Here is a 26,568-nt window from a genome sequence, read left to right as displayed (position 1 = left end):
GGTACGACGTGGGTGCCGGACACGCGCACGTGCTCTACCGGGACACCCCCTCCCCGGTGCACCGGCTGGCGCCCGAGGTGAAGATCGCCGCGATGGTGCTGTTCACCATCGCCGTGGTGGCCACCCCGCGCGAGGCGTTCTGGGCCTTCGGCGGGTACGCCGTGCTGGTCGCCGTCGTCGCCGCACTGGCCCGGGTCGGCCCGCGCTGGCTGCTGCTGCGCGCCACGATCGAGGTGCCGTTCGTGCTGTTCGCGGTCGCCCTGCCGTTCCTCGGGGCGGGCGCGCGCACGGAGTTCGTCGGGTTGAGCCTGTCGGTGGACGGCCTGCACGGGGCGTGGAACATCGTCGCCAAGGGCACCCTGGGGGTGCTCGCGTCGCTGCTGCTGGCCGCCACGACCACCACCCGGGACCTGATCGTCGGCCTGGACCGGCTGCGCTGCCCGCAGATCATCACCCAGATCGCCACGTTCATGCTGCGCTACCTCGACGTGCTGGTCGGTGAGGCCCGCCGGATGCGGGTGGCCCGGATCTCCCGGGGCGACGACCCGCGTTTCCTGTGGCAGTTGCGCGGCTTCGCCGCCGGGGTGGGCGCGTTGTTCCTGCGGGCCTTCGAACGTGGTGAGCGGGTCTACCTGGCGATGCTCTCCCGGGGCTACACGGGGCGGATGCCGGCGGTCTGGCAGGGGTCCGGCGCGGCGACCGCCGGGCAGTGGGTGGCGGCGGCCACGGTGCCGCTGGTGGCGGTGACGATCGCCGCCACCGCCGTCGTCCTGACATGATCGGGTACGTGCAGACCGCTGTCTCCCTCGACGTCCGTGGCGTCCGGTACGCGTACCCGGACGGTCACGTCGCCCTGGCCGGGGTGGACCTGGCCGTGCCGCGCGGTGGGCGGGTGGCCCTGCTCGGCCCGAACGGCGCCGGCAAGACCACGCTGGTGCTGCACCTCAACGGCATCCTCACCCCGACCGAGGGGGTGGTGAGCGTGGGTGGGCTGACGGTGTCCCGGGACCGGGACACCCTGGCCGAGATCCGTCGCCGGGTGGGCATCGTCTTCCAGGACCCGGACGATCAGCTCTTCCTGCCCACGGTGGCCGAGGACGTGGCGTTCGGCCCGGCCAACCTGGGGTTGCGCGGGGCCGAGCTGGCCGCGCGGGTGGATGAGGCGCTGACCGCGGTGGGGATGGCCGAGCACCGGGACCGGGCACCGCACCACCTGTCGTTCGGGCAGCGTCGTCGGGTGGCGGTGGCCACCGTGCTGGCGATGCGCCCGGAGATCCTGGTCCTCGACGAGCCGTCGTCCAACCTGGATCCGGCGGCCCGCCGGGAGCTGGCCGGGATCCTGCGTGCCCTGCCGGTGACCCTGCTGATGGTCACCCACGACCTGCCCTACGCGGCCCAGCTGTGCGAGCGGGCGGTCATCCTGGACGCCGGCCGGATCGTCGCCGACGCCCCCACCGCCGACCTGCTCGCCGACGCGGAGCTGCTCTCCCGCCACCGCCTGGAACTGCCCTACGGCTTCCACCCCCGACCGATCGGCTGACCAGCGCCGACAGGCGACCCCCCCGCGCTGCGGTGGGGGCGGGTTCGGTGCCGGCCGGCGGGGCCCACCGGCGGCGGCTCGGGTCCCGGGCCGGACGGCGACGGGGCACCCCGGGTCGCCGGTCAGGTCCGGGCCGGGTCGGCGGCGGGTCGGGGCGCGGCGGCGCGGGTGGCGGCGTGCAGCCGGAGCAGGCCGGCGGCGACCGCGCCGACCCCGGCTACCAGCACCCCGGTCAGCAGCACCCGCGCGACGCCGCCGGACCAGGGCGCGGGGGCGACGGCGCGGGACAGCACGGTCAGGTTGGCGACGCCGACGACAAGGGTGAGGCACGCCCCGGCCAGCGCGAGCACGAAGTCGGCGGCGGGCCGGCGGGCCAACGCCCACCCCCCGGCGGCCACCGCACCCAGCCCGGTCAGCAGCGGCCAGAGCTGCCCGGCGGCCAGCCCGAGCAGCACCCCGCCGACGCCCTGCGCCCCGGCGTCCAGCTCCCGGCCCAGCACCAGGGCGACGGCGGCGGCACCACCGAGGGCGAGCACCGCGCCGACGCCGCGCAGCGCCCGGGTCCCCGCGCCGGTGCCGGCCGGCAGCAGCCCCGCCGCGCCGACCAGCAGGACGCCGAGGGTGGCGGCCACCCACCACGGGTACGGGTCCGGCGGCGGCACCCAGTCGAGGGTGCCGCGCAGCTCGACCGGTTCGTCGCCGTCGCGCAACGGCACCGTCCAGTCGCGGACCCGGTGCTTCCGGCCCGGGTCGGCGGCCACCGGGGCGGGCACCCCGGTCTCCCGCCACAGGGCCCGCTGGTCGTGCCAGCGGACCCGCCTGTCGTCGCCGATCCGACGCCACTGCGGGGCGGCGGCCGGGTCGGCGGTGGCGGGCAGCGCGGTGTCCCCGGCCAGGGTGCGGTTGAGGTACGTGGCGGGGGAGCGGACGTTCTCGTACACCCCGCCGGGCCCGACCCGCAGGTACGGCTCCCCGGAGTAGCCGATCACCTCGACGTCCCGGTCGGAGTGGTTGACCAGTTCCAGCCGGGCACCCGCCTCGACGGCCCGCGCGGTCAGCCCCGACCGGGCCGGGGTGATCCCCGTCACCGTGGTGCGGTAGTCGGTGCCGTCGGGGGCGTCCGCCCCGTGCGCGTACGCCGGTGCGGCGCAGCCGAGCAGGCCGAACAGTACGGCGGCGAGCAGCAGGACGGCCCGCCGCAGGGGTGCCGGGGTCACTTGCCGGCCGCCTCCACCGCTGCGGTGATGCCGGCCGGGCTGCGGTCGGACACGGCGGTGCCGTTCACCTTGAGGGTCGGGGTGCCGGTGACCCCGTCCTTGCTGGCGTCTTCGGTGACGTGTTCGGTCCACGCCGTGTACGTGCCGTCCTTGACGCAGGAACCGAAGTCGTCCTTGTCGAGCCCGACGCCCGCGCCGATGTCGATCAACTGGTCGTTGCTCAGCCCGGCGCTGCCCTCCGGCGGCTGCTGGGCGAAGAGCGCGTCGGTGAACTCCTTGAACTTGCCGCCCTTGGCGGCGCAGCCGGACGCGGCCGAGGAGCGGGTGGAGTATTCGGTGGTGGAGAACCGGTTGAGGTAGGCGACCGGGTGGAAGACCACCTTGGCCTTGCCGGAGGAGACCAACTGGTTGATGGTCTCCCCGCTGGTCTGCTGGAACTCCTTGCAGACCGGGCAGAGGTAGTCCTCGTAGAGGTCGATGGTGACGGGCCCGGTGCCGAGCACGACGCCGGTGCCGGCGTCGTTCGCCCCGGGCGGTGCGGTGAAGGTGTCCGACTTCTGGCTGGAGTAGACGCTCCACCCGATCAGGCCGGCGATGACCAGCAGCACCACCGCGCCGGCGGAGGTCCAGAGGGTCCGCTTGCGGCGCTTCTCGCGGGCGAGCTGCTCGCGGACGACCCGCGCGGCCTGGTTGCGTTCCTTGCGACTACTCATCGTCGTCCTCCTCCACGGGTGGGTCGCCCGCGAGCCAGCCGTCCACCGAGTACGGGCTACGGGGCCAGATCAGCAGGAATCCGGCCAGCGCCAGGAATCCCAGGTCCCGGAGGATCTCCGGGAGGTAGCTCGGGGCCTGGCCGGCGGCGAGCTGCCCGCCGCTGCCGAAGCACCCGCAGTCGATGGCCAGGCCGCGCGCCCAGGCCGAGGCGATGCCGGCGATGAAGACCACCAGCAGCGCGGCGGAGATCCCGGCGCTCAGCCGGGTCGCCAGCCCGGCGAGCAGGAGCAGGCCCAGCGCCAGCTCCACGAACGGCAGCGCGGCCCCGATCGCCGTCGCCACCTGGTAGGGCATCACCTGGTATGCGTTGACGGCCCGTCCGGAGGCGGCCAGGTCACCGACCTTGGCCCCACCGGCGAACAGCCAGACGGCGGCCAGGCCGAGCCGGGCGGCGAGGCCGAGCCAGGGCCGGACGACGGGCCAACGGCCGGCGGGGGTACGCGCTGCGGTCACGCCCATTGGTCGTACCGCCCGGTCGGTGGGTTCCCCGGGGTGGGTGGTCGCCGGGTCGCCGGTGGCCAGTGGCCGGTCAGCGGGCCGTCACCGGTGGTGGTGGAGGGGGCGCGGTGGGCGGGGATCACGACTAGCCACGCTACGCGGCGTGGCGGGGAGGGGCAGGGTCCTTCGACCCTTTGAATGGTCCCGCTCACGCCGGGAACTTTTCCCCACCGCCGAACGACTACCCGTTCATGACGTCCCACCACCTACGGCAGGCGCCCCGGCCGCCGTGGACGCGCCGTGCCGTCGTGGGGTGGCCGGGTGGGCGTATCGGCCTCCGGTCAGCGAGCATGGCGGGATGAACGCCGTCGATCGTCGCTGGTTGGCCCGCGCGGGTGCCGCCGCCGGCCTGCTGATCACCCTCGTCGCCCTGTTGCTCGCCCCGGCCGGGCCGGCGAGCGCCCACGCCGTGTTGTCCAGCAGCAGCCCGGTGGCCTCGGCGGTGGTGCCGAGCGCCCCGTCGGAGGTGGTGCTGACGTTCAGCGAGTCGGTCCGCAAGGTGCCCGACAAGGTGCGGGTCATCGCCCCGGACGGTTCCCGGGCGGATCGGGGCGAACCCCGCTTCGAGGGCTCGGTGGTGACGATCGGGGTGGACCCGGCCGGACCGCAGGGCACCTACCTGGTCAGCTACCGGGTGATCTCCGCCGACAGCCACCCGGTGTCCGGTGCGTTCACCTACTCGGTGGGGGCGCCGTCGACGCCACCGACCGACGCCGGCTCGGACAGCCGGGCCGACCCGGTGGTCGGGGTCGGCGTGAAGGTGACGAAATACCTGGGGTACGCCGGTCTGCTGCTGGTGGTGGGTCCGGCGCTGGTGCTGGCCGCGCTCTGGCCGCTGCGGCTGTCCCGGCGGGGGCCTGCCCGGCTGCTCTGGTCCGGGGTGGGGCTGCTCGCCGTCGCGACGGTGGCCGAGGTGTGGATGCAGGTGCCGTACACCGCCGGTGGGGGGTTGTTCGACGTCACCGGGGAGGGCCTGTCCGAGGTGCTGGGCAGCGGGTACGGCACCGCACACCTGATCCGGCTGGGCCTGCTGGCGGCGGCGGTGTTCCTGCTCCGGCCGCTGACCCGGGGGCCGGTGGGGCGTACCGACGGGATCATCCTGACCGGGCTGGGGGTGGCCGGGTTGTTCACCTGGCCGTTGGCCGGGCACCCGGCTGCCTCCCCGGCACCGGCGGTGTCGGTGCTCGTCGACGCGGTGCACCTGGGCAGCATGGCGGTCTGGTTGGGCGGGCTGGTGATGCTGGCCGGGTTCCTGCTGCGCCGGGCCGACGAGCGGGAGCTGGGGGCGATCCTGCCGATCTGGTCCCGCTGGGCGGCGCTGGCGGTGGCGGCGTTGCTGCTGGCCGGCGTCGTGCAGGGGCTGATCGAGGTGGGCACCGTCGCGGCCCTCACCGGCACCACGTACGGCCGGCTGCTGCTCGCCAAGATCGGGCTGTTCGCGCTGGTGGTGGGGGTGGCCGCGTACTCCCGACAGTTGGTGCGACGGCGGACCGCGGCGGCCCGGCCGGTGCCGGTGCGGCGCGCGGTGTGGGTGGAGTTGGCGATCACCGCGGTGATCCTCGGCGTCACGGCGACCCTGGTGCAGACCCCGCCGGCCCGGACCGCCGTCGACGGTGGATCCGGCGCCGACGCCGGCTACTACTCGACCACGCTGACCAGCCCGCTCTTCTCGCTCCAGGTGGAGCTGGACCCGGCCGAGCGGGGCAACAACTCGATGCACCTGTACGCCTACACGCCGGACAACCGCCCGCAGCCGGTGGTGGAGTGGAAGGCCACCGCCGCGTTGCCCTCGGCCGGGGTGGAACCGATCGACATTCCGCTGCTCAAGCTCACCGACAACCACGCGACGGGGGAGTTCAGCTTCCCGTCGGCGGGCCAGTGGCAACTGCGTTTCACGGTCCGTACGTCCGACATCGACCAGGCCACGGTGACCGCCACCGTGCCGATCAAGTAAGGAAGGGCCCGTCCCCGATGATCCGTATCCGGCGCTCCGTATCCGCCGCCGCGCTCACCCTCGCCGCCGTCACCGCCACGGTGCTCGGCTTCACCGGGCCGGCCGCGGCGCACGTCACGGTCAACCCGAAGGAGGCGACCCAGGGCGGCTACGGCCGGTTCGCCATCCGGGTGCCCAACGAGAGCGACACCGCCTCCACCGTCAAGATCGAGGTGAACCTGCCGGAGAACGCCCCGGTCGGCTCGGTCTCCACGATGCCGGTGCCCGGGTGGACGGTGGCGGTGGAGAAGCGCAAGGTGGACCCGCCGATCGAGGTGCACGGCAGCCAGCTCACCGAGGCGGTGTCCAAGCTGACCTGGACGGCTGCCGCCGGTGGGGGCGTCAAGCCTGGCGAGTTCCAGGAGTTCCCGATCTCGTTGGGTCCGCTGCCGCAGGTGGACAAGATGGTCCTCAAGACGCTCCAGACCTACTCCGACGGCAACGTGTCGCGCTGGATCGAGGAGCCCACGCCGGGCGCGGAGGAGCCGGAGAACCCGGCGCCGGTGCTGACCCTGACCGCGGCGGCCGGGTCGCCCTCGGCGGCCCCGGCGGCGGGTGCGCCGGCCGCGAAGGACGACGACGATGACGACGACTCGGGTTCGATCGCGGTCGTGCTGGGTGTCGTCGGTCTGCTGGCGGGGCTCGGTGGGCTGGCCCTCGGCGGGTTGGCCTTCGCCCGGACCCGGCGGGAGCCGACGCCGAAGTCCTGACCCGTTCCACCGCGCACCGGCCCGTCGGACCTGTCCGGCGGGCCGGACGCGTCGTGCGGTGGCGTCGGACGGGCGTGGACGCGGTGGCGTCGGACGGGCGTGGACGCGGTGGCGTCGGACGGGCGTGGACGCGGTGACGGCCCTCCGCGCTGCCGACGCGGAGGGCCGTCTTCACCGGGGGATCGGTGCGCTGCGAGCCATGACTGGCTGACACCAGATTACCGCTAAAAGTCGGATAGTGGAATATCTGTCCCTTTATGGGGTCGGTCGACCGGTCGACCGCCGCTCCCGTCGGACCGGCAGCAGCACCAGCAGCAGCAGCGCCAGCAGCACGTACGCGTTGCGCAGCAGGAACTCCCAGGGGGTGTCCGTGCGGGCCGGCGCCACCCCCCAGTCGTAGAACGAGACCACCCCGTAGACGATCACCAGGCCGGTGCCGGTGGCGAGGGTGAGCAGCCGGCGACGGCGTCGCGCCCCCGCCTCGGTCTCCCGGTCGGCGTCGAGCGCGGCGTCCACCAGCACCACCACCGCCGGAATGAACCAGTAGATGTGGTGGGTCCAGGTGATCGGGCTGACCAGTCCGCCGACCAGTCCGGTGAGGGTGAGCCCGGTCAACCAGTCGCCGGCCGCGGCGGCCCGGGCCGCCCGCCACAGCCCGTACCCGAGGATCGCCACGACCAGCACCAGCCAGAGCAGCCGGTTCGGCTCCTGCGGCGCGTCGATCCGGCTGAGCAGCCCGAACAGCGACTGGTTGCCGGTGTAGTCGGTGCGCCCGACCCGGTCGGTGGCCCACAACTCGTGGGTCCAGAACCGCCACGAGTCGCGGGGGGCCACCGCGGCGGCCAGCAGCGTCGCCGCCGCCGCCGTGACACTCGCCACCACGGCCGCCCGCCAGCGCCGGGTCACCAGCAGGTAGACGATGAAGATGCCCGGAAAGAGCTTGAGCGCCGTGGCCAGCCCGACGCCCACCCCGGCCCACCGTCGCGCCTGCGGTACGGCGAAGAGCAGGTCGGCCAGGATCAGCACCACCAGCAGCATGTTGATCTGACCGAAGGTGATCGTCTCCCGGGTGCTCTCCACCGCGAAGACCAGCAGCACCGCCACGGTGAGCGCGAACGTCCGGTGCAGACCGTGCCGCTCGATCACCGGCAGCACCAGCCAGCGGGTGGTGACCACGACGGCGACGCAGGTCAGCGCGGTGAAGATGACGATCGTCAGGCCCAGCGGCAGCACCCCGAACGGCCGCAACAGCAGGGCACTGAACGGCGGGTACGTGAAGTACAGCTCACCCTGCACCCGGTCGGGCTGCACGTAGTCGTAGAGCGGATGCCCGGACGCCCACCAGTCCATCGCCCGCATGTAGATCTTCAGGTCGAAGAAGTCGTGCACCAGGCCCGGCAGGTAGAGCGCCGGCAGCACGGCCGCCAACGCCACCACCGTGACGACCCGGCGGGCCGTACGGCTCCGCTGGTCCTCCGGGGCGTTGACGGGGGAAGCGACGGATTCGGCGGGCACGGGGAAACCCTAGCGGTCCCACCCCGCGACAGTGCCGAGGCGCGGGCACCTGGGCTGCGCGTAGTCTGTCCCGGTGGCTGACCTTCTCGTCTGGATCGACTGTGAGATGACCGGGCTCGACCTCGGTAGCGACAAGCTGATCGAGGTGGCCGCACTGGTCACCGACCCCGACCTCAACGTGCTGGGTGAGGGTGTGGACGTGGTCATCCACGCCGACGAGGCGGCCCTGGAGGCGATGCCGGAGGTCGTCCGCACCATGCACGCCAAATCGGGTCTCACCGAGGAGGTGCGCCGCTCCACCGTCACCCTCGCCGAGGCTGAGGACCTGGTCCTGGAGTACGTCACCAGCCACGTGAAGGACCCGCGTACCGCGCCGCTGTGCGGCAACTCGATCGCCACCGACCGGGGCTTCATCGCCCGGGACATGACCCGGCTCGACGCCCACCTGCACTACCGCATGATCGATGTGTCGTCGATCAAGGAACTGTGCCGGCGCTGGTACCCCCGGGTGTACTTCGGCCAGCCGCGCAAGGGGCTGGCGCACCGGGCCCTGGCCGACATCCAGGAGAGCATCCGGGAGCTGGAGTACTACCGGCGTACCCTGTTCGTGCCGCTGCCCGGCCCGGACGTCGAGACGGCGAAGGCGATCGCGGCACAGCTCTAGGCCGGTGCCGGCCGGCCGGCGGAACCCGCTGGACGGCCCCCGTCCGGGTGTGGCTATTATTAGTCCGCACCCGCCCGGGAAACCGGCGCGGACGGCATGGTGGCTGTAGCTCAGTTGGCAGAGCACCGGGTTGTGGTCCCGGTTGTCGTGGGTTCAATTCCCATCAGTCACCCGGTTGGTGGATCTGCTCCACCGCAGCTCAGGCCCCCTCAATCGAGGGGGCCTGAGTCGTTATAGGGGGGGCCGGGGGCTGGCCCGGCGGGCAGCACACCCCGCACGCGGACCGGCCCCCGCCTGATGACGGGGGCCGGTCGTGGAAGATCGGCGTGGGCCGGTCGGTCAGGACCCGGCTGGCCGGCTGCGGTCGGTCAGGGCGTCGGCTCGGCGCTCGGCGTGGCGGTGGCCCCGTCGGGGGAGGCGTCGGTGTCCGGCTGCCCGGCGTCCGGGTCGTACGGCAGGGCGCTGCCCTTGACGTACTGGTCCCAGCTCATGTTCCAGTCGGTCCAGCCGTTGCCGTTCTGGAGCTTGCGTTCGGTGCCCTTGACCGTGATCGGGTCACCGATCTTGGTGTTGGCGAACAGCCAGGCACCGTCCTTCATCGACACGTTGACGCAGCCGTGCGACACGTTCGTGGTGCCCTGCTGACCCTCCGACCAGGGGGCGGCGTGGATGAACTCGCCACCCCAGGTGAGCCGTTGGGCATAGTCGATCTTGGTGCGGTAGCCCTCCTCCGGGCCCAGCTCCTCCATCGTGTCGAAGACCGTCTTGCGGAGCTTCTCGATCACCACCATCGTCCCGCTGGACGACGGGGTGCTCTTCTTGCCCAGGCTGACCGGGATCGTCTTGACGACCTTGCCGTCCTTGGTGACGGTCATCCGCTTGGTTTTGTTGTCGACCTGCATCACCACCGACGGGCCGACCTTGACGTCCACCGTCAGGTCGGACCGGCCGTACCAGCCGCCGCCCATCGGCAGCCCGCCGGCCCGCACCTGGTACGACACCGTGGTGCCCGACTGCCAGAACTCCTTGGGCCGGTAGCGGACCTCGGTGGGGCTGACCCAGTGCCAGACGCCCTCCTGGGCCGGGGTGCTGGTGACCGTCATCCGGCGCTGCACGTCGTCGCGGTAGTCCTCCGGCACGGCCCGACCGAACTTCACGATCAGCGGCATGGCCACGCCGACCACCTGGTTGTCACCGAGGAAGCTGGTGACCCGCACCTGCTTGTCCGGCTTGGCCATCACCGTGAAGGCACTGGTGGCCGTCGCCGGCTTGCCGTCCTCACCGGTCGCCGTCACCGTGGCGGTGTACTTCTCCCCGTACTCCAGGGTGCCGTCGGGGAGCCAGCTCGCGCCGTCCGCGGCGAGCTTGCCCTCGACGGCCTTGCCGGCGGCGTCGGTGAGCGCGACGGTGGTGTCCTTGGCATCCTTGGCGGTGAAGACGATGCCGGTGGAGGCCGGGACGTCGGTGGCGTCGGCCTTCGGTTCGGTGATCGTCGCGCTGGCCTTCGGCGCGGCCTCCTCGCCGCCGCCCTGCCAGCTCGACGGCTTGTCGCCGCCCGAGCCGGTGCAGGCGGAGGTGAGGGCCAGCGCCGCGGCGAGGACCCCCGCCGCGAGCACCCGGCGGCGACCGGTACGCCCGGTCAGGTGGTCCTGGACAACTCGCATGATTCCCTCACAGTCGTGGTCCCCGATGTCCCATCGTCCCTCACAGACGCGGCGGCACGCCCGTCGGTTGCGAAGGGTGAACTGAAACACGCCGCCGAGCGGGGTGCGATGACGATGGGTCACCGGCCCGTGCCGCTCCGGGTCGGCGACCTGCGTCGACCCGGAGCGGAGGTCAGACCAGCGGACCCGAGCCGCCCTGTGGAACCGGCAGCGCGCTGCCCTTGACGAACTCCGCCCAGGTCAGGCTCCACGCCGTCCACCCGTTGCCCGCTTCGAGCTTGCGTGGGGTGCCCTTGACCGTGATCGGGTCGCCCACCTTCGTCTGGGAGAAGAGCCACCTGCCCATCGCCATCGACACGTTGACGCAGCCGTGCGAGACGTTGCGCCGACCCTGCACCCCCTCGGACCACGGTGCCGCGTGGATGTACTCGCCGCCCCAGGTCAGCCGTTGGGCGAAATCGATCTCGGTGCGGTACTGGTTGGCGGGGTCCGGCTCGTCCATCGTGTCGAAGACGGTCTTCTCCTTCTTCTCCATCACCACCATGGTGCCGCTGGAGGAGGGAGTGCTCTTCTTGCCCAGGCTGACCGGCAACGTCTTGATCAACTGGCCGCCCTGGAACACCTCCATCTGCTTGGTGGCGTTGTCCACCTTCATCTCGAAGGCCCGCCCGATCTTGGCGGTCGCCGACCGGTCCACGTTGCCGTACCGGCCGTTGCTCAGCGGAATCCCGGCCAGCGCGATCCGGACGCTCAGCGTCGTCCCCGGCTGCCAGTACTCCGGCCCCCGGTAGTACGCCTGGGTGCCGCTGGACACCCAGTGCCAGGCACCCGGCTGCGGCGGATCAGTCTTGACGAACATCCGCTTCTGGACGGCTGCCCGGTCCTTCTGCGGAATGCCCGGACTGAACTCGGCCACCACCGGCATGGCCACGCCGTAGGTCCGGTCGTCGAAGAGGTAGAGGCCGGAGCCGATCATCGAACTCGGCTTGGCCATCGTGGTGAACGTGCTCACCCCCTGCCGGGGCTGGCCGTCGGCACCGGTGCCGATCACCGTGGCCTTGTACTTCGTGCCGTACTTCAGTGCCGACGACGGCACCCAGGAACTGCCGTCCAGCCGCAGCTTCCCGCCGACCTGCTTGCCGTCACCCGTCGTCAGGGTGACCGAGGAGACCTTCCCGCCGCCCGGGAGGTCGGCGCTGATCTCGGTGCTGACCGGTCTGCCCTTCGCCCCGTCGGCCGGACTGACCGCCAGGCCGTCCGCCACCGGTGCCGACGGCGACGCTCCGCCGGACTGCGCCGGGGTCACCGCCTCGGCGCTGGGCGAAGCCCCGGTGCCGCCGACGAACTCGGCTTCCTTCTTCTGGTCGCCGCCGCAGCCGGCCAGAGCCAGCGACGCCGCCAGGACGAGAGCGCCCGCCATCGCCCCGCCCCGCGTGAACCTGCCCATCCCCACCTCTGTTCTCGCGTACCTGGCGGACATCGTGCCCCATGTCGGCCACCAGCTCGATGCCGGAAGCTCTCCGGTGGGGGGATCTGAAGCCTTTTGCCCGTTAAGCTCGCCCGAAGAGTGGAGCCGGGTATCGGATTGGAACCCCGCTCATGGCCCGTGCTAGTGTTCTCTCCGTTGCCAACGAGCGCCGCTAGCTCAACTGGCAGAGCAGCGGACTCTTAATCCGCGGGTTCGGGGTTCGAGTCCCTGGCGGCGCACCACCAAAAAGGCTCTGACCTGGGGTTTCACCCTGGGTTGGAGCCTTTTGGCGTTTCTGCCGGTGGCGCGGTGTCTCGGTGGGTGCTCGGGAGCCGTTGGACCGTTCCGTGCCCGCGTGGACCGGGGCCTACATCGGCGCACCTGGCGCTCCGGCCGGGCGGGCGTCTTCGATTGCTGGCTTCGCACCAGGTGGGGCGGTCACCGGGGATGCTCGGCCAGCCGGTCGCGGAGCCGGGGGTGCCGGAACTGGTACGTGGCACCGACCCGCCGCAGCACGCCCCGGTCGACCGCGTCGTCGAGGAAGGCCATGGTCCGCCACGGCAGGTGCCCCCGGGTCGCGAGGACGGCCCGGGCGACCGTGTACCTGGCCCAGGCGCCAGCGCCGATCCAACCGATGATGAACGCGGTCGCGGCCAGCATCGGGCGGACGGTGCCGAGCAGGATCGCCGGCGTCGCGCCGAGCAGGATCGCCGGCGGCACGACCATCAGCCCCGCCGCCCGGTCGCCGCGCAACGTCGAGGTCGGACTGACGGCGCGGGACGGGTCGGCAGGTACCACGAGTTCCCGGGTCAGGTCGCGTTCTCTGCGCCGCCGGGTCTGCCGGACGAGTAGGGCGGCTGCCGTCAGCAGCAGGAGCACGCCCGCCGTGATGACCAGCGGACCGGCCCCCGGCACGGTCAGCAGGACCAGCCCCGCCAGCAGCGGCACGGCCAGCTTGGTGGTGGAGACGAGGACGTACCAGAGGGTGGCCCGGAGCCGGCGGAAGCTCATCTTCGTGCGGTACGGGGTCTCGCTGGCGACCCAGCCCAGCCTGGTGCGGGCCCGCCGGCTCGCCCCGATCAGGCCCAGGAGCGTCCCCATCGCCAGGCCGGCGGTCAGGCTGTGTCCGAGCCCGAAGAACAGTCCGTAGAGCGCGATGAGCAGCGGGGTCCACAGGGTTCGTTGGTGCTGGATCGCCCGGTCGAGTCGCCACCAGGCGATCTCGTGGGTGCCGTTCTGGCGCAGATGCCGGGCCAGGAAGACCAGCGCCCGTTCCACCTCCTGACGGTGCCACCGTTCGTCGGAGTCCCGGCGGCTGGTCGGGGTCGGCTCGGCCGGATAGACCGCCGGCAGCAGACCGTCGATGAGATGGTCGGCGATGGCGTCCCGGCCCGGAAAACGGGCCCGGTCGCCCAGCTCGTGCGGATCGGCGACGGTGGTGGCCGGGTCGGCGGTGACGGTCGTGGGTGTCGCTGTCGGGTAGCTGGTGCGGGCCAGCCAGGCCATCAGCGGCGTCCGCAGGGCCTGGGCGAGCGGGGCGTCCGGTTCGTTGGCCAACTCGGCGAAGGCCCGGTGCCACCGCCCGGTTCCGCCTGCGGGGGCGAGGTAGTCCCGGACCTCGGTCAGCCTGAGGGGCAGCACCTCCACCACCGCAGCCCCGGACAACCCGCAGCCGGCGATCCGGACCGCGCCCTCGTACGGCTCGATGCGGCTGGTCACCACCAGCGGTTCTCCCGTGCCGAGGCTGTTCAGCTCGCTGAGCGCTGTGCCGAGCAGCCCGTCGCCGATCATGTCCAACCCGTCAAGGACCGGCAGCACCAGCCGACTCTCGATCAGGTGGGTGGCCATCGTCCGACGGGTGCGCGAGCGGCCCGGGGCCGGTGTCCCCAGGTGGGGATGGTCCTGGGTCAGCCGCTGCGCCATCCACTCCCGCAGGTGCTGCTCGCCCGGGTGCCAGGTGTCGGCGGGCAGCAGCACCGGGACCGGCTGGCCGGCCAGGCGTTCCCGGAGCAGACCGCGCACGAGCCGGGTGGCCAGCACGGTCTTGCCCGCCCCGGCCGTACCCAGGATCACCAGCCGGCGGTGCGGTAGCCGCCGGGCGAGAAGACCGGCGAGGTCGTCCAACCCGCCAGCCGGGAGCTGGTCGTCGGTGACCCCGATGGACGACCAGTCGACGTCGGCCATCGCCGAGCCGGCGGCGGCGGTCACCGCCCAGCGGACGGGCAGCGGGCGTCGCAGCACCTGGCTGCGCTCCTCGTCCCGCCGTCGCTCGGTCTCCACCTGTCCCGCCAGGGCCTCCAGGGCCTTCGACACCAGCACGTCGTCGGCGTGCGTGGGCGGGGCGCTCCGGTAGCTGACCTGGTTGACGATGTTGTGGTCACCGAAGGCGGCCGGCCCGTGGGTGGTGATCCCGGAGTAGCTGGCCTGGTGGATGCCGGTGCCCGGCCCGGGTGACGGTGCCACCTGGTCGGTGCGGGGACGGTCCTGCGCCATCACCAGGGCCGGTGCGGGGTCGCGCTGCCGGCGGAACCGTACGTGGTGATCACGTTGCCGTTGCCGAACGCCGTCGGCCCGTGCGCCGTGATGTGCTGGAAGGTCTGACCGCCGGCGGAGGGCTGGACCGGGGTGGTGGCGGGGGAGGGCTGTTCTGCGGCGGCGTTCTCGCCAGGCAGGTGGATCCAGGCGACGGCGTCGAAGCTCTTTTCCGGCAGGCTGGCGGTCACCCGCAGGAAGTGCTCTGGCCGCAGGTCACCGTAGTGCCGGACGACATCCTGGTAGAGCCGGTCCGACACGATCAGTGCGACCTGCGCCTCGGGAAACCGTCGCAGGGTGGCCTTGAGCTGTGGAGAGTCGACCAGTCGGCAGGCCGTGACGACGGCCTCGCCGGGAAAGCCGTTGTCGCCGTCGAGGTGGACCAGGCCCTCGTGGACGCCGATCCGTAGTCGGATGCGGGCCTCGGGGGCCAGTCCATGGTTGTGCTCGCGGAGCAGCCGGTCCACGGTCGGTGCCAGTCGGGTCACGATCGTCCGCTCACTGGTGCCCTGCGGCAGGATCGCGAGCTGCCCGTCGCCGCTCGGCTGGACCAGCCAGCCATCCGGGCGTAGGCCCAGCTCCTCCCGGGCCCGCTGCATGATCCTCGGCAGGGCCTGCTGGACACGCCACTGGAGCACGTTGTCCCGCCCGCTGTACCGCTCCACGTCCACGGTGAGGACGAGATGCCGGCTCGGGTCCGCGATGTCAGACACCCATTCACCCTCCGCTGGCACACCGGTCGGTCGGTTCGTTTCTACCATCCCGAGGCGAAAGCGAATCCCCCAACAACGAGGCTTTCATCGTGCCGGGCCCGGTCACGATGGGCGCGGAGGAAAACTGGTGTCCACACAGGACTCGGGACTTGACGACAAGGACGGAGTCGACCGAGATCCGGTGCCCCCGTACGAGCCTCATCGGGTGCCCGTCGGCGTTCTGCGAACGATACGATCCTCCGCCCGGGCACGATCTGATCGACGATCGGAGTGGTGTTGCGACGGAGCGCGCAGGCCGCACAGGCAGAGGTTGTCAGGTTCTGGCGAACCGTGGAGATGTTCAGTCCGCAGAGCGTCGAGCGGGTCAGCCGGGACCGGTTGGTCTTCGCGGTCCAGCCGGGACAGCCGTTGCCGTGGGAGGCGGGTCACGAGCTCTCGCGGTGGAAGCTGCGCCCGAACCAGACGTGGCGACACGTCGTGTATCTGGGCATCCACCGTCTCGACGAACTGTTCGGGGTGCTGTCCCGGATATTCGAACCGGACCCGGACAGCTACGACGAAAGGCCGGCGGGGGAGAGCGCCGTCGTCGCTCTGACGGTCGACGAGCAGGGGCACGTGTTGCTCGACTCGCTGGTGCTGTCGAGCTGCGCCTGGGCGACCGGCCGGTTGGTGCGGGACAGGCGTGCCAGAGGCGACTGGCTCGCGCGGTTCGAGTCCGCCACCGCGGATCTCCACGAGTCGCTTCAGGAGTTGGTGACCGTGACCACCGACGGTACGGAGGACTGTGCGCCGCAGATGGTCCCGCGGGTGGTGGACCACGGCCTGCTCGCCGACTGCCTGCGTCTGGCCCTGGGGGTGGCCGGGATCGGCGCAGCCCTACCCTGTACCGACATCCGGATCAAGAGCCAGATCGTGGCCCGTCGCAACCCGGACAGCGCCGCGGGCCACGCGTTTCTCAACAGCTTCATCATGTACGACCTGGAGCGGGTCGCAGGAAAGATCGCCAAGGGTGAGGTCGGCGTCGCACTGCGCGACTATCTGCAGCCCGAGGCCGATCTCGCCACCGCCGGCCGGGTGGACGTGTGCGACCGTGTCGACGCCGTGTTGGCGGCGACGGCACCAGCGGTGGTGCCGGCGGGGCGGTGGCCCAGCCATCCCGAGCACGCGCTCGCGCTCAACCAGCAGGTGGCCGTCTGCACCGCGCTGGGCATGACCGCCGGGATTCTCGGCGTCAACGGCCCGCCGGGCACCGGCAAGACCACGATGCTGCGCGACCTCGTCGCGGCGCTCGTCGTCGAGCGGGCCCGGCGGCTGGCCGCGCTGACCGATCCGGCCCGGGCGTTCACCGGACGGCAGCTCCGCTGGAGCACAGGACAACGTACGCGGGTCGTCGACGTGTGGCAGCCCGACCTCACGGGCTTCGAGATGGTTGTCGCCTCGGCCAACAACGGTGCCGTGCAGAACGTCACCGACGAGATTCCCGCCGCTGACGCGATCGATGACTCGTGGCGGGAACGGGCGGCGGCGGCCGACTATTTTCCCGACATCGCCACGGCACTGTTGGCCGGTCAGCCGGATGCCGAGCAACCGCAGGTCGGCGAGCGGGCATGGGCCCTGGTCGCGGCGCGGCTGGGGAACAAGGCCAACCGGAGCCGGTTCGTCAACACGTTCTGGTACCACACCCCGGACGAGCCCCGGAAGGGCGCCAGCGACGAGGGCCACATCTGGTCCGGCCTGCTGTCGGTGCTGAAAGGGTACGAGCAGACGGGCCCGGAGGTCCCGTGGTCGACTGCGGTGTCGCGGTTCCGTGCCGCGCAGGCACGGGTCGAGGCGGTGCGTACGAAGCGGGCCGAGGTGTACCGCGACGTCGAGCGCCGGGAGCATCCCGAGCTCCACCTTGCCGAGCTGCGGCACGCCGTGAAGGTGGCGGCGGGTTCGGTCGAGTCGGCACGGCGTCGCCACGGGGTGGCGTTGGACACCGAGCGCGAGCGGGTGGCCGAGGCCGACCGGATCGCGTCGGCCCTCCAGGCCGAGGCCGAACGGGACGCCCGCCGTCGCGCGGCGGCTGCCGACCAGACCCTCGCGACGGCCGAGCGTCAGGTCGAGCACCTGAGCACCGGCCGCAGGGCCACCGCCGAGCGGGCCCTGTGGTCGAGTGAGGCGGAGCTGAGCCGGTGGTTGACCGCGCAGGCGGCGCACCAACGGGTGCGGCCCGGCCCGTGGGAGTGGTTGCGTACCCTCGGCGAGGCACGACGGCGCTGGTCGTACCACGACGGTCAGCTCCTGGCCGGGGTCCGGCAGGCCCAGGTCGCGCTGGACGCGGCCCGGGCGGAGCGGGCTGCCGTGCAGGTGGAGATCGACGTGGTGCAGCGGGCGGTGGACACCGCCCGGCGGCAGGCGGACGAGATCCGACGCATGCTGGCGGCGGGCATACCCAAGCCACGGGTCGATCACGCGCCGCTGACCGCGGCCAGGCGGACGGTGGCGTCGGCGGAACAGGAACTCTCCACGGCCGTCCAGGCCCACCGCGCGGCCGAGGACGCGATCCGGGCGGCCGAGGCCGACCTCTCCACCCTCCAGGCGCGGCTGAGGCGGGCTGCGGGCGCGCTCGGCCGGCACTTTCCCGACCCCGAATGGCACGCCGACCGCCAGCGCCGGGAGTTGGCGGCGCTCTGGACCGACCGGGAGTGGAACGAGGCGCGTAGCGACCTGTTCCTGGCGGCCCTGGCGCTGCACAAAGCGTTCCTGCGACACAACGCCACCCGGCTGCGACGCAACCTGCAGGCCGCGATGGATCTCGTAGGCGGCGACGCCCCCACCGATCTGGCCCCCGATGCGGCGCTGGCGGCCTGGCAGAGCCTCTTCTTCGTGGTGCCGGTGGTGTCCACCACCTTCGCCTCGTACGCCCGGGTGTTCGGTCACCTCGGCAGGGAAGCGCTCGGTTGGTTGCTCATCGACGAGGCCGGGCAGGCGACACCACAGAACGCGGTCGGGGCGCTCTGGCGCACCAGGCGTGCGGTGGTCGTCGGCGACCCGTTGCAACTGGAGCCGATCACCACCCTGCCGTTCCGCACCGAACAGGCGATCCGGACCGAGCAGGCGGTGGACGAGCAGTGGCTGACCAGCCGTACCTCCGTCCAGCGTCTCGCCGACCGGCTCACGCCGTTGGGCACCTGGCTGGACGGTGACGACGACCCGACCTGGGTGGGTGTGCCGCTGACCGTGCACCGGCGCTGCGACCAGCCGATGTTCAACATCGTCAACCAGGTCGCCTACGGCGGTCTGATGATCGATGGCACCGGCACCGGGGCAGCGGACCGCTTCCAGCTCGTCTACCCGACGCTGCCCCCGTCGAAGTGGATCGACGTCGCGGGTACCGGCGCGCAGGGCCACTGGATTCCCGACCAGGGCCGGCAGCTCGACCGTATCCTCGCCACCCTCGCCGAGCTGGACTTCGACATGTCCGAGGTCATGGTGATCGGGCCGTTCCGGGACGTCGCCCGCGAGGTCGGCAGGCGGGCCCGGCGCTATCCCGGTCTGGTCGCCGGCACCGTCCACACGGCACAGGGCAAGCAGGCCGACATCGTCGTGTTGGTGCTCGGCGGTGCGCCGGACCGGGTGGGTGCCCGCCGGTGGGCGTCGAGCAGGCCCAACCTGCTCAACGTCGCGGTGAGCCGGGCCAAGCGCCGGCTCTATGTCATCGGCGACCGGCAGGCATGGTCGCCGTTGCGCTACTTCAAGGTCCTGTCAGCCGAGCTGCCGCGCCAGGACCCGGTTCGGCCCTAGCTGCCCACAGCCGGCACCCGGACGGCCGAAATGCCGTTGCCCGGTGACCGGGGACGGAGCCGGGCACGGTAGCCGTCGGCCTTTTCCGCCTCCCTGATTGCCGTCCGCATGGCGATGGCGGCAGCAATTAAGATCGTCGCATGTCAATTGAATGAATCGATTGACTTGATCTGGACGACACGTAATGTGGGTGACGGTTCGGCCACTCTGGGCCGATCGGCGGCAGGAGACTCTGATGGGTGTGCGACGACGGCGCAGGCCACGACCGGCCACGGTGATCGGGGTGGCCGGCTCTCTCGTGGTGGGGTTGTTGACCACCCAGGCGGGCGTCGGCCCGGCGGCCGCCGCCGCTGATCTCACCCTGACCGTGGACGTGTCCGCCGCCCGGCACCGGATCAGCCCCGACATCTACGGCATGAACGGCGGAGACCCCGCCCTCGTCGCCGAGCTCGACACGCCGGTGGCCCGCTGGGGCGGTAACGCGAGCAGCCGCTACAACTTCAAGAACCACACCTACAACACGGGTAGCGACTGGTACTTCGAGAACATCGTCGCCGGGCCCGACAACACGGTCGAGGCGTTCGTCCAGCGCAACCGGGACCACGGGACGAAACAGGTGGTCGCCGTGCCGTTGATCGGCTGGGTGGCGAAGGACTCGCCCTCGTCGCACCCGTTCGCCTGCGGCTTCCCTGCCACCCGCTTCCCGGAGCAGGACTCGTTCGACCAGTGGGACCCCAACTGCGGCAACGGTCGGCGTGCCGACGCGAACCTGACCGGCGCGGTTCCCACGGACACCTCCATCCCGGCCGGCGCGTCGTTCGCCGGGGAGATGGTGTCCCATCTCGTGAGCCAGTTCGGCCCGGCGGCACGCGGGGGCGTGAAGATCTACGAACTCGACAACGAGCCGGTCCTGTGGAATTCCACCCACCGTGACGTGCATCCCGAGCCGGTGAGCTACGACGAGTTGGGTGGCAAGGGCACCGCGACCGCCGCTGCCATCAAGGCCGCCGACCCGCATGCGGCGGTGCTCGGCCCGTCCGGCTGGGGATACTGCGAGTGGGTGGCGTCCGGTGTGGACGGCTGCGCGCCGGGTGCGGACGCGGCGGCGCACGGCGGGCTCAACCTCTCCCAGTGGTACCTGAAGAACATGAAGGACTTCAGCGACGCCCATGGCGGGAAGCGCTTCCTCGACTACTTCGACCAGCACTACTACCCGCAGATCAGCGGCGGTAAGGACCCGGATGCCAACGCGCTGCGGCTGCGGTCCACCCGGTCGCTGTGGGACCCGACGTACGTCGACGAGTCGTGGATCGGGCCGGGCGGGGTCAACGCGCCGCCGTTGCAGTTCATCCGGCAGATGAAGGCGTGGGTCGCCCAGCACTACCCGGGCACGAAGGTCGCCATCACCGAATACAACTGGGGTGCGCTGGACGACATCAACGGCGCGCTCGCCCAGGCCGACGTCCTCGGCATCTTCGGCCGCGAGGGGCTGGACCTGGCCACGATCTGGGGCGAGCCGAAACCGACCGACCCCGGCGCGTACGCCTTCCGGATGTACCGGAACTACGACGGCGTCGGCAGCAGGTTCGGCGACGTGAGTGTCTCGGCGGTCAGCAGCGACCAGGGGCAGCTCGCGGTCTATGCCGCGCAGCGCTCGTCCGACCGGGCACTGACCGTGATGGTGGTCAACAAGACGGGCGGTGACCTGACGTCCCGGTTGGCGCTCCCCGGCCTCCGCGGCGGGGACCGGGCGCAGCGGTTCACCTACGGCCCGGCCGACCTCACCTCGATCGTCCGGGGTGCGGATCTCCGGGTGACCCGGGGCGGCGTCAGCGCGACATACCCGGCGAACTCCGTGACGCTGCTCGTCCTGCCGCAGCGCCGGCACTGAGCGCCCGCCGCCCTGCGCGGGCCGGCGGCTGACCGCCAGCACAGGACCACCGGGCCAGGCATGCCTATGATCAAGGCCGCAGGCATGTCTGCCCTGGTCCACCGCCCGGTGGAGCTGTCACCCGCGAACGAAGGACGCGCATGGCCCGCCCTTACGAGCCCGGACCGAAGCGGTTCGTCTTCACCGCCGGGGACGGCAGTGACGAACACGTCTCGGTGGGTGACCCGCAGGAGGCGTACCTGGCGTTCTCGGCATTCTTCCGGGGGCGGGACTGCGACACCTACACCATCGAGGACGAGGCGGCGGGGCAGCGCGTGGTGCTCATGCCCCGGGCGGGGGTGATCTCCCGGATCAGGCGCGGGGACCAGCCCCGGTCGGAACACCTTCGGACCGACCGGGCCAACCGCTACCTGCCGGGCGCGATGCTGTTCTTCGAGAACGGGTACGGCGGCCTCGACCGCTTCGGCCAGTGGTTCCCCGACCGCGCCGACCTCGACGCGTCACCGGAGGCCCGGGGCGTGGCCCGCGCCGCCACGTTCGCGACGGAAGCGGCGGCGATCGTGGAGGTCGCCCGGATCTGGGCGGACTCGGGCTGCGTCGACCCGAGCGGCGAGTACCACGTCTTCTTCGAATCGCACGGTGTCGACGACGACCGGGCCGAGCGGGCCGAACTGCTCCAGCTGATCGGGTTCCTCGGTCTCGAACGGGTCGACGCCCCGGCCGGGGCCGCCGGGGGCGAGGTCTGGGTGCGGACCGAACCACGCCTCGACGCCGAGTGCGCCAGGTGGTCGTGAGCACCGGGTGCCGGGTGGGTCGCCAGACGCTGGGGACCTCACCCGGTCGGGTCCAGCCGGTACGGTTCCGAGGGGGTGCGAGCGGTGCGTGAGGTCGTCTTCGCGCGCCGTGGCAGCGGCTGGCTTCCGCAGGTGATCCGTGCGAACGGTGCGCTGGAGCTGACGCTCGCCGCCGGGGCCGACGCCAACCACGAGCCGCGGACGTTCACGGTCCCGATCGGCGAGGCCCATCTCGCGGTGATCCGGGAGGACCTGGCCAGACACCTGCTGCTGTGGAGTGCGCTCCTTCCGCTGTGCGACGCCGCCGGAATCGGGGGCGGGCTCGACGAGGAGGCTGCCGTCGCGCTGCTCGACCCGGTCCTGCTGTCCGCGCCCACGGACGTCGACGCGCTCTTCCGGCGCATCCGGTGGGACCGGAGCCGACTCGTCGCCCATGGTGCCGACATCGACCTCCTGGAGCGCGGTCAGGTCTGCGCGGCGATGCGCGGGGCGTCGGAGCAGCCGGACGAGAGACGCGCCCAGGAGCATCAGGCGGCCCGCCGTCGCGCCGAGCGGGCGGTGGTCCTCGGGCCTCTCGATGCGGGGATCCTGCGGTTCACCGGCCAGTACCTGCACGGCGCGACGTTGCCCCGGCGGCTGCCAGATGCCGTCGACCCCGCCCTGCTGCCCCAGGTCATGGGCGTGATCGCCACTGCGGAGCAGGCGTGCGCCGGGATGCGGATCGGCCTCGATCCGCGTCGGGGGAACCGGGCGACGGACAAGCGCGACTGGGAGCGGATGACGGCGACGGTCGACGCGGCCGTACGCCGGGCGTACCCCGAACTCGTCGCTGACGCGGTGCGGTCGGTGAGTTTCCTGATGTGCTCGGAGGCTGCGGACCGCTCCCGGACCGCGCCGGCTGCCGACGACGAGGCTGCCGACGACCACCCCGGGGGCGACGACAGCGCGCGGAAGACCGCCCTGTCGTTCACCGACGACAAGGGCGGCGAGCAGACGTGGCTGCGGGGCGGCCCCCGCACCGCCTCCGCCGCGTTCTGGGACTTCGTCGCCGATCGGTCCGCCGGGGACAACGAGGTGTTCACCATCGAGGACGAGGAGCGGGGCGAGGGGATCCAGCTGCTCTTCTATGCGGACTCCATCGCCCGGATCACGACGGTGCGGCCCGGGGAGGCGGGGTCGGCGCCGCAGTACCGGGTCGAGTACCGCCTGGTCGACGGGATCGGCGGGTACCGGACCCTGGTGGGTGCCTTCGTCCGTGGCGGCTGCGCCGCACTCGACCAGCACGGCCCGTGGACGTCGGATGTCGCCGAGTTCGAACGGTCGCGTCGTGGGCGCGACGACCGGTAGTTCCCGGGGACGTCCACTCCCGCGTCGACAGGGCCGCGACGCCTGGCCCGGCCAGCGGACCTGACGCGGTCGCGACCCGGCTGCCAGGTGGGCCACCGCTGGCGGGCCGACCCGCCGCCCGGTCTCTCGGCTGATCATTGCGGTCACGATTACGCATAGGTGGTTGACAATTGATGGTTGCGGCCTATGGGTCGGACGCATACGCTTCAGGGCAGAATTCCGTGACCACGGGCAAGAGCGGTCGGGTGGTCGGCGGGAGTTCCCTGTGGCGGGGGACTGTCGCCGGTTGATGCCGGTCGCTCACACGTGCACCTTGCCACTGCCGGTCACGGTGTCTCCCAGTAACCCGCCAACGGCCGAGCCCGCCCGGAGCGCCCCCGTCTCCCGGCGCGGCGGCCCATGTTCGCATGGCGGGTTCACTGTCGCACCCCCAGGACGACTGTCCAGCGGACATGTCTGTCGGTGGCCTGCGAAAGGAACGGTACGTGAAACCAGCCCTCTCCACCGCCCGAAGGTCGCTGCTGGCGGGCGTGTTGCTCGTCGCCGCCGCGTTCCCGGCCGTGATCGCGAATCAACTGCCGGCGTCGGCGGCAGTCCAGGAGACCTACTACGTCGCGCCGGACGGCAGCGATGCCAATCCCGGCACGATGCAGTCGCCGTTCCGGACGATGCAACGCGCCCGGGACGTCGTGCGGACAGTGAACGCGAACATGACCGGCGACATCCAGGTCTACCTGCGGGGTGGCCGGTATCCGGTGACCAGCACCATCGAGTTCGGCGCGGCCGACTCCGGCAGCAACGGCTACCGGGTCAGCTATTCCGCCTACCCCGGCGAGACCCCGGTGCTCGACGGCGGTGTGCCGGTGACCGGGTGGACCCAGCACAGCGGGAACATCTGGAAGGCCCCGCTGGACCGGGCCAACAAGCTGCGCGCGCTCTACGTCAACGACAAGCGGGCGTTCATGGCGTCGAAGACGGTCGGCTCGGCGGGCTGCTACGGGACTTACAACATCACGGCCGGGCAGGCGGCGTGGGCCTGGGAGTCGGGCTCGCAGTGCGACGGCGCGAAGTACAACCTCAACGACTTTCCGGCCGTCGCCCGCAACGCCGACGACATCGAGATCGAGACGGCGACCACCTGGACCACCGCCATCGTCGGGGTACGCCAGGTCACCTCCGACGGGGCGAACCGGGTGGCGCTGTTCCAGCAGCCGGGTGCCGCCATCGCCCAGGGCGCGTTCAACGGCAACGCCCAGGCCGGCGGCAGCCACAAACTGATGAACGCCTACGAGTTCCTGGACGCGCCGGGTGAGTTCTTCTTCGACAAGGGCAGCAGGACCCTCTACTACTACAAGAGCAGCGCCGAGAACATGACGACCGCGTCGGTGTTCGCGCCGAACAATGTGACCACCCTGCTGCGGGTCGCCGGCACGTCGACGAGCAACCACGCCCGCAACCTCACGTTCGCCGGGCTCACCGTGCAGCACTCCGACTGGAACCTGTTCACCGTCGCCGGCTCGTCGTACAAGCAGGCGCAGCAGGGCAACCTCGGCGCGCAGGCGTACGCGAAGCGGAACTTCCACGACTACTACTACCGCAACGTCGACGTCACCCCGGGCATGATCCAGGTGGAGAACGCCGACGGCATCCTGCTCAACCGTAACCGCATCCAGCACAGCGGCGCGGACGGCGTCAACATGGTCAACGACGTGCAGGGCACCCAGTTGACCGGGAACTTCACCAACGACATCGCGGGTTCCGCGATCACCGTCGGACATCCCCAGCACGTCTACATCGGCGACGGGACGTCGACCAACCGGGAGAAGTGGCTGCCGCAGGTCGAGGGGCTGCCGAAGAACATCGACATCAAGAACAACTACCTGTACGACAGCGCGGTGCTGTTCAACGGGCACAGCCCCATCTCGGCGTACTTCGTGGACACCCTGACGATCCAGCGCAACCGGATCGAGAAGTCGCCGTGGTCGGGTATCACGCTCGGCTGGGGCTGGTGGAACTTCGACGGGTCATCGGGCTCGATCGCGCCGAACCGGCCCACCACGACGGCCCGGAACAACACCATCAGCTACAACCACATCATCGACACGGTGCAGCGGCTCAGCGACACCGCACCCATCTACACGTTGGGCGCGCAGCCGGGGACGACGATCACCAACAACTATCTCCAGGGTGTGCCGTCCGGGCACAAGTACGGCCTGCACCCGGACGAGGGTTCGGCGTACATCACCTTCCGCGACAACGTGCTGAGCGTGGACAAGAACATCACCTGGATGATCAACTCAGACGACTTCGGGCGCAAGCACGACCTGAGCATCACCCAGATCTACGGCCCGATCAACAAGGTGTCCAACAAGAACCTGCCCAACAGCACGGTCAGCGACATCCTGGTCTCCTCCGACTATGTCTGGCCGGCGCAGGCGTACGGCATCGCCGCCGCCTCGGGGCTGGAGGACGCGTACCGTGACATCGTCCCGGCGGGCAACCTCTCCCTGCCGAACCACGTCCTGCCGGCCAGCACCTTCGTCACCAGCTCGACGGCGTCGATCCCGATCCGCAGCACCGGTGACGCCGCCAGGACGGTCTGGCTCGCCCCTGCCGGCACGACCACCTTCACCGCCGGTCCGACGATGACCCGGGCGACGGGCACCGCCACGTCCATCGCGGTGCCCGCCAACCAGGGTGAGTACCGGCTGTTCGTGGTGGACGCGCAGGGCAACCGGTCGGCCGAGTCCAGCTCGCTGGTCCGGCAGCAGGGCACCGGCAGTGGCCAGCAGGGTGGGCGTCTGGTGGGCGGCCAGTCCGGCCGCTGCGTGGACGTACCCAACGCCAGCACCACCAACGGCACGCAGGTGCAGTTGTGGGACTGCGCGGGTGGCGTCGGCCAGCAGTGGACCTACTCCGCCGGCAGGCAGCTGACCGTGTACGGCAACAAGTGCCTGGACGCGAGCGGTGCGGGCACGTCCAACGGCACCGCCGTCATCATCTGGGACTGCCACGGCGGGGCCAACCAGCAGTGGAACCTCAACGCCAACGGCACCCTGACCAACGGCCAGTCGGGGTTGTGCCTCGACGCGAACGGCGCGGCCACCGCCAACGGCACGAAGATCATCCTCTGGTCGTGCAACGGCGGCACCAACCAGCAGTGGAGCCTGCGCAACTGACCGGGCGTTCCCCGGGGCCGGGTGACGCCGGCCCCGGGGGCACCGGACCCGTCGTGGGCGTCGGGGAACTGTGCGTGTGGCCTGCGGTTCGTCGCCGTCGGGTGGACGTTCCCGGGTGGCAACCCGCTCGACACAGCATTGACATATTTCACTTTCCGACCTAGGGTCTTGCCGAATCGATTCGACGTCGAGCCCGGTGCTCCGGCACCGGCGGTCGACCGGGTGGCGTCCGGGCGGGCGCGATGTGGCCACCGATCGGTTCGACGACCAGTCGGTCCTGCCT

The 26,568-nt window shown here is 71.5% G+C and carries 18 protein-coding genes and 2 tRNA genes; 12 read left to right on the top strand and 8 right to left on the bottom strand.

Annotation, left to right across the window (positions count from 1 at the left end; translation table 11 throughout):
* Window positions 1-8: 8 nt before the first annotated feature.
* Together cbiQ and AB0C22_RS11285 are read left to right on the top strand one after the other, a co-directional pair.
* Window positions 9-779: a cobalt ECF transporter T component CbiQ gene (cbiQ, locus tag AB0C22_RS11290; RefSeq protein WP_219467737.1), complete on the top strand. Its 771-nt coding sequence runs from the start codon at window positions 9-11 to the stop codon at window positions 777-779.
* Window positions 776-1,540, top strand: coding sequence for an ATP-binding cassette domain-containing protein (locus AB0C22_RS11285; protein ID WP_357534729.1), 765 nt, complete (start codon window positions 776-778; stop codon window positions 1,538-1,540). The genes cbiQ and AB0C22_RS11285 overlap by 4 nt, the downstream gene beginning before the upstream one ends.
* A 122-nt stretch (window positions 1,541-1,662) precedes the next feature.
* Here the strand turns inward: AB0C22_RS11285 and AB0C22_RS11280 are convergent, their stop codons facing one another.
* The 3 genes from AB0C22_RS11280 to AB0C22_RS11270 are packed head-to-tail and all read right to left on the bottom strand — an operon-like array spanning window position 1,663 to window position 3,990.
* Window positions 1,663-2,757, bottom strand: coding sequence for a hypothetical protein (locus AB0C22_RS11280; RefSeq protein WP_357534727.1), 1,095 nt, complete (start codon window positions 2,755-2,757; stop codon window positions 1,663-1,665).
* A complete protein-coding gene (locus tag AB0C22_RS11275; RefSeq protein ID WP_357534725.1) occupies window positions 2,754-3,470 on the bottom strand; it encodes a thioredoxin domain-containing protein in 717 nt (238 codons plus the stop codon). The genes AB0C22_RS11280 and AB0C22_RS11275 overlap by 4 nt, the downstream gene beginning before the upstream one ends.
* Window positions 3,463-3,990, bottom strand: a complete 528-nt coding sequence (locus AB0C22_RS11270) for a MauE/DoxX family redox-associated membrane protein (RefSeq protein WP_219467745.1) — start codon at window positions 3,988-3,990, stop codon at window positions 3,463-3,465. The genes AB0C22_RS11275 and AB0C22_RS11270 overlap by 8 nt, the downstream gene beginning before the upstream one ends.
* A gap of 337 nt (window positions 3,991-4,327) precedes the next feature.
* On the opposite strand from AB0C22_RS11270, the gene AB0C22_RS11265 reads away from it, so the two are divergent.
* Together AB0C22_RS11265 and AB0C22_RS11260 are read left to right on the top strand one after the other, a co-directional pair.
* The gene (locus AB0C22_RS11265; protein WP_357015899.1) at window positions 4,328-5,983 is read left to right on the top strand and encodes a copper resistance protein CopC; all 1,656 of its coding nucleotides are present in this window, start codon (window positions 4,328-4,330) and stop codon (window positions 5,981-5,983) included.
* A gap of 17 nt (window positions 5,984-6,000) precedes the next feature.
* Complete coding sequence (locus tag AB0C22_RS11260; RefSeq protein WP_357534722.1) at window positions 6,001-6,732, top strand: YcnI family protein; 732 nt, start codon at window positions 6,001-6,003, stop codon at window positions 6,730-6,732.
* Between the two features lie 255 nt (window positions 6,733-6,987).
* On the opposite strand, the gene AB0C22_RS11255 is transcribed toward AB0C22_RS11260, so the two are convergent.
* Window positions 6,988-8,247: a glycosyltransferase family 87 protein gene (locus AB0C22_RS11255; RefSeq protein WP_208567410.1), complete on the bottom strand. Its 1,260-nt coding sequence runs from the start codon at window positions 8,245-8,247 to the stop codon at window positions 6,988-6,990.
* Window positions 8,248-8,320: 73 nt separating this feature from the next.
* Between AB0C22_RS11255 and orn the strand changes: the two genes are divergently transcribed.
* Window positions 8,321-8,911 (top strand): oligoribonuclease, encoded by a 591-nt coding sequence (gene orn, locus AB0C22_RS11250; protein ID WP_091251653.1) that lies wholly within the window; start codon window positions 8,321-8,323, stop codon window positions 8,909-8,911.
* Window positions 8,912-9,010: 99 nt separating this feature from the next.
* Window positions 9,011-9,083, top strand: a tRNA-His gene (locus AB0C22_RS11245).
* A gap of 196 nt (window positions 9,084-9,279) precedes the next feature.
* Here the strand turns inward: AB0C22_RS11245 and AB0C22_RS11240 are convergent.
* Entirely contained in the window at window positions 9,280-10,575 is a 1,296-nt protein-coding gene (locus tag AB0C22_RS11240) for an Ig-like domain-containing protein (RefSeq protein ID WP_219467753.1), read from the bottom strand.
* A gap of 172 nt (window positions 10,576-10,747) precedes the next feature.
* Window positions 10,748-12,022, bottom strand: a complete 1,275-nt coding sequence (locus AB0C22_RS11235) for an Ig-like domain-containing protein (RefSeq protein ID WP_219467756.1) — start codon at window positions 12,020-12,022, stop codon at window positions 10,748-10,750.
* Window positions 12,023-12,209: 187 nt separating this feature from the next.
* Here AB0C22_RS11235 and AB0C22_RS11230 point away from each other — a divergent pair.
* Window positions 12,210-12,285, top strand: a tRNA-Lys gene (locus AB0C22_RS11230).
* Window positions 12,286-12,481: 196 nt separating this feature from the next.
* On the opposite strand, the gene AB0C22_RS11225 is transcribed toward AB0C22_RS11230, so the two are convergent.
* Both AB0C22_RS11225 and AB0C22_RS11220 read right to left on the bottom strand, forming a co-directional pair.
* On the bottom strand, window positions 12,482-14,536 hold the full coding sequence (locus AB0C22_RS11225; RefSeq protein WP_357534719.1) for a hypothetical protein: 2,055 nt from the start codon (window positions 14,534-14,536) through the stop codon (window positions 12,482-12,484).
* Window positions 14,536-15,288, bottom strand: a complete 753-nt coding sequence (locus AB0C22_RS11220) for a hypothetical protein (protein WP_357534717.1) — start codon at window positions 15,286-15,288, stop codon at window positions 14,536-14,538. Before AB0C22_RS11220 ends, AB0C22_RS11225 begins: the two co-directional genes overlap by 1 nt.
* A 336-nt stretch (window positions 15,289-15,624) precedes the next feature.
* Here AB0C22_RS11220 and AB0C22_RS11215 point away from each other — a divergent pair, with 336 nt between their 5' ends.
* The 5 genes from AB0C22_RS11215 (at window position 15,625) to AB0C22_RS11195 (ending at window position 26,285) form a co-directional block, all read left to right on the top strand.
* Window positions 15,625-19,074, top strand: a complete 3,450-nt coding sequence (locus tag AB0C22_RS11215; RefSeq protein ID WP_255599066.1) for an ATP-binding protein — start codon at window positions 15,625-15,627, stop codon at window positions 19,072-19,074.
* 283 nt (window positions 19,075-19,357) lie between these two features.
* Window positions 19,358-20,965 (top strand): glycoside hydrolase family 44 protein, encoded by a 1,608-nt coding sequence (locus tag AB0C22_RS11210; RefSeq protein WP_308291039.1) that lies wholly within the window; start codon window positions 19,358-19,360, stop codon window positions 20,963-20,965.
* 140 nt (window positions 20,966-21,105) lie between these two features.
* Window positions 21,106-21,759, top strand: a complete 654-nt coding sequence (locus tag AB0C22_RS11205; RefSeq protein WP_219467923.1) for a hypothetical protein — start codon at window positions 21,106-21,108, stop codon at window positions 21,757-21,759.
* 84 nt (window positions 21,760-21,843) lie between these two features.
* Entirely contained in the window at window positions 21,844-23,106 is a 1,263-nt protein-coding gene (locus tag AB0C22_RS11200; RefSeq protein ID WP_357534715.1) for a DUF6357 family protein, read from the top strand.
* Window positions 23,107-23,591: 485 nt separating this feature from the next.
* Window positions 23,592-26,285 (top strand): RICIN domain-containing protein, encoded by a 2,694-nt coding sequence (locus AB0C22_RS11195; protein ID WP_219467928.1) that lies wholly within the window; start codon window positions 23,592-23,594, stop codon window positions 26,283-26,285.
* Window positions 26,286-26,568 lie beyond the last annotated feature (283 nt).

It is taken from the genome of Micromonospora sp. NPDC048894 (assembly GCF_040649765.1).
Classification (GTDB): Bacteria; Actinomycetota; Actinomycetes; order Mycobacteriales; family Micromonosporaceae; genus Micromonospora; species Micromonospora antibiotica.
The sequence above is the reverse complement of the archived record's forward strand: the minus strand, read 5'-3'. Positions and strand labels throughout refer to the sequence as shown.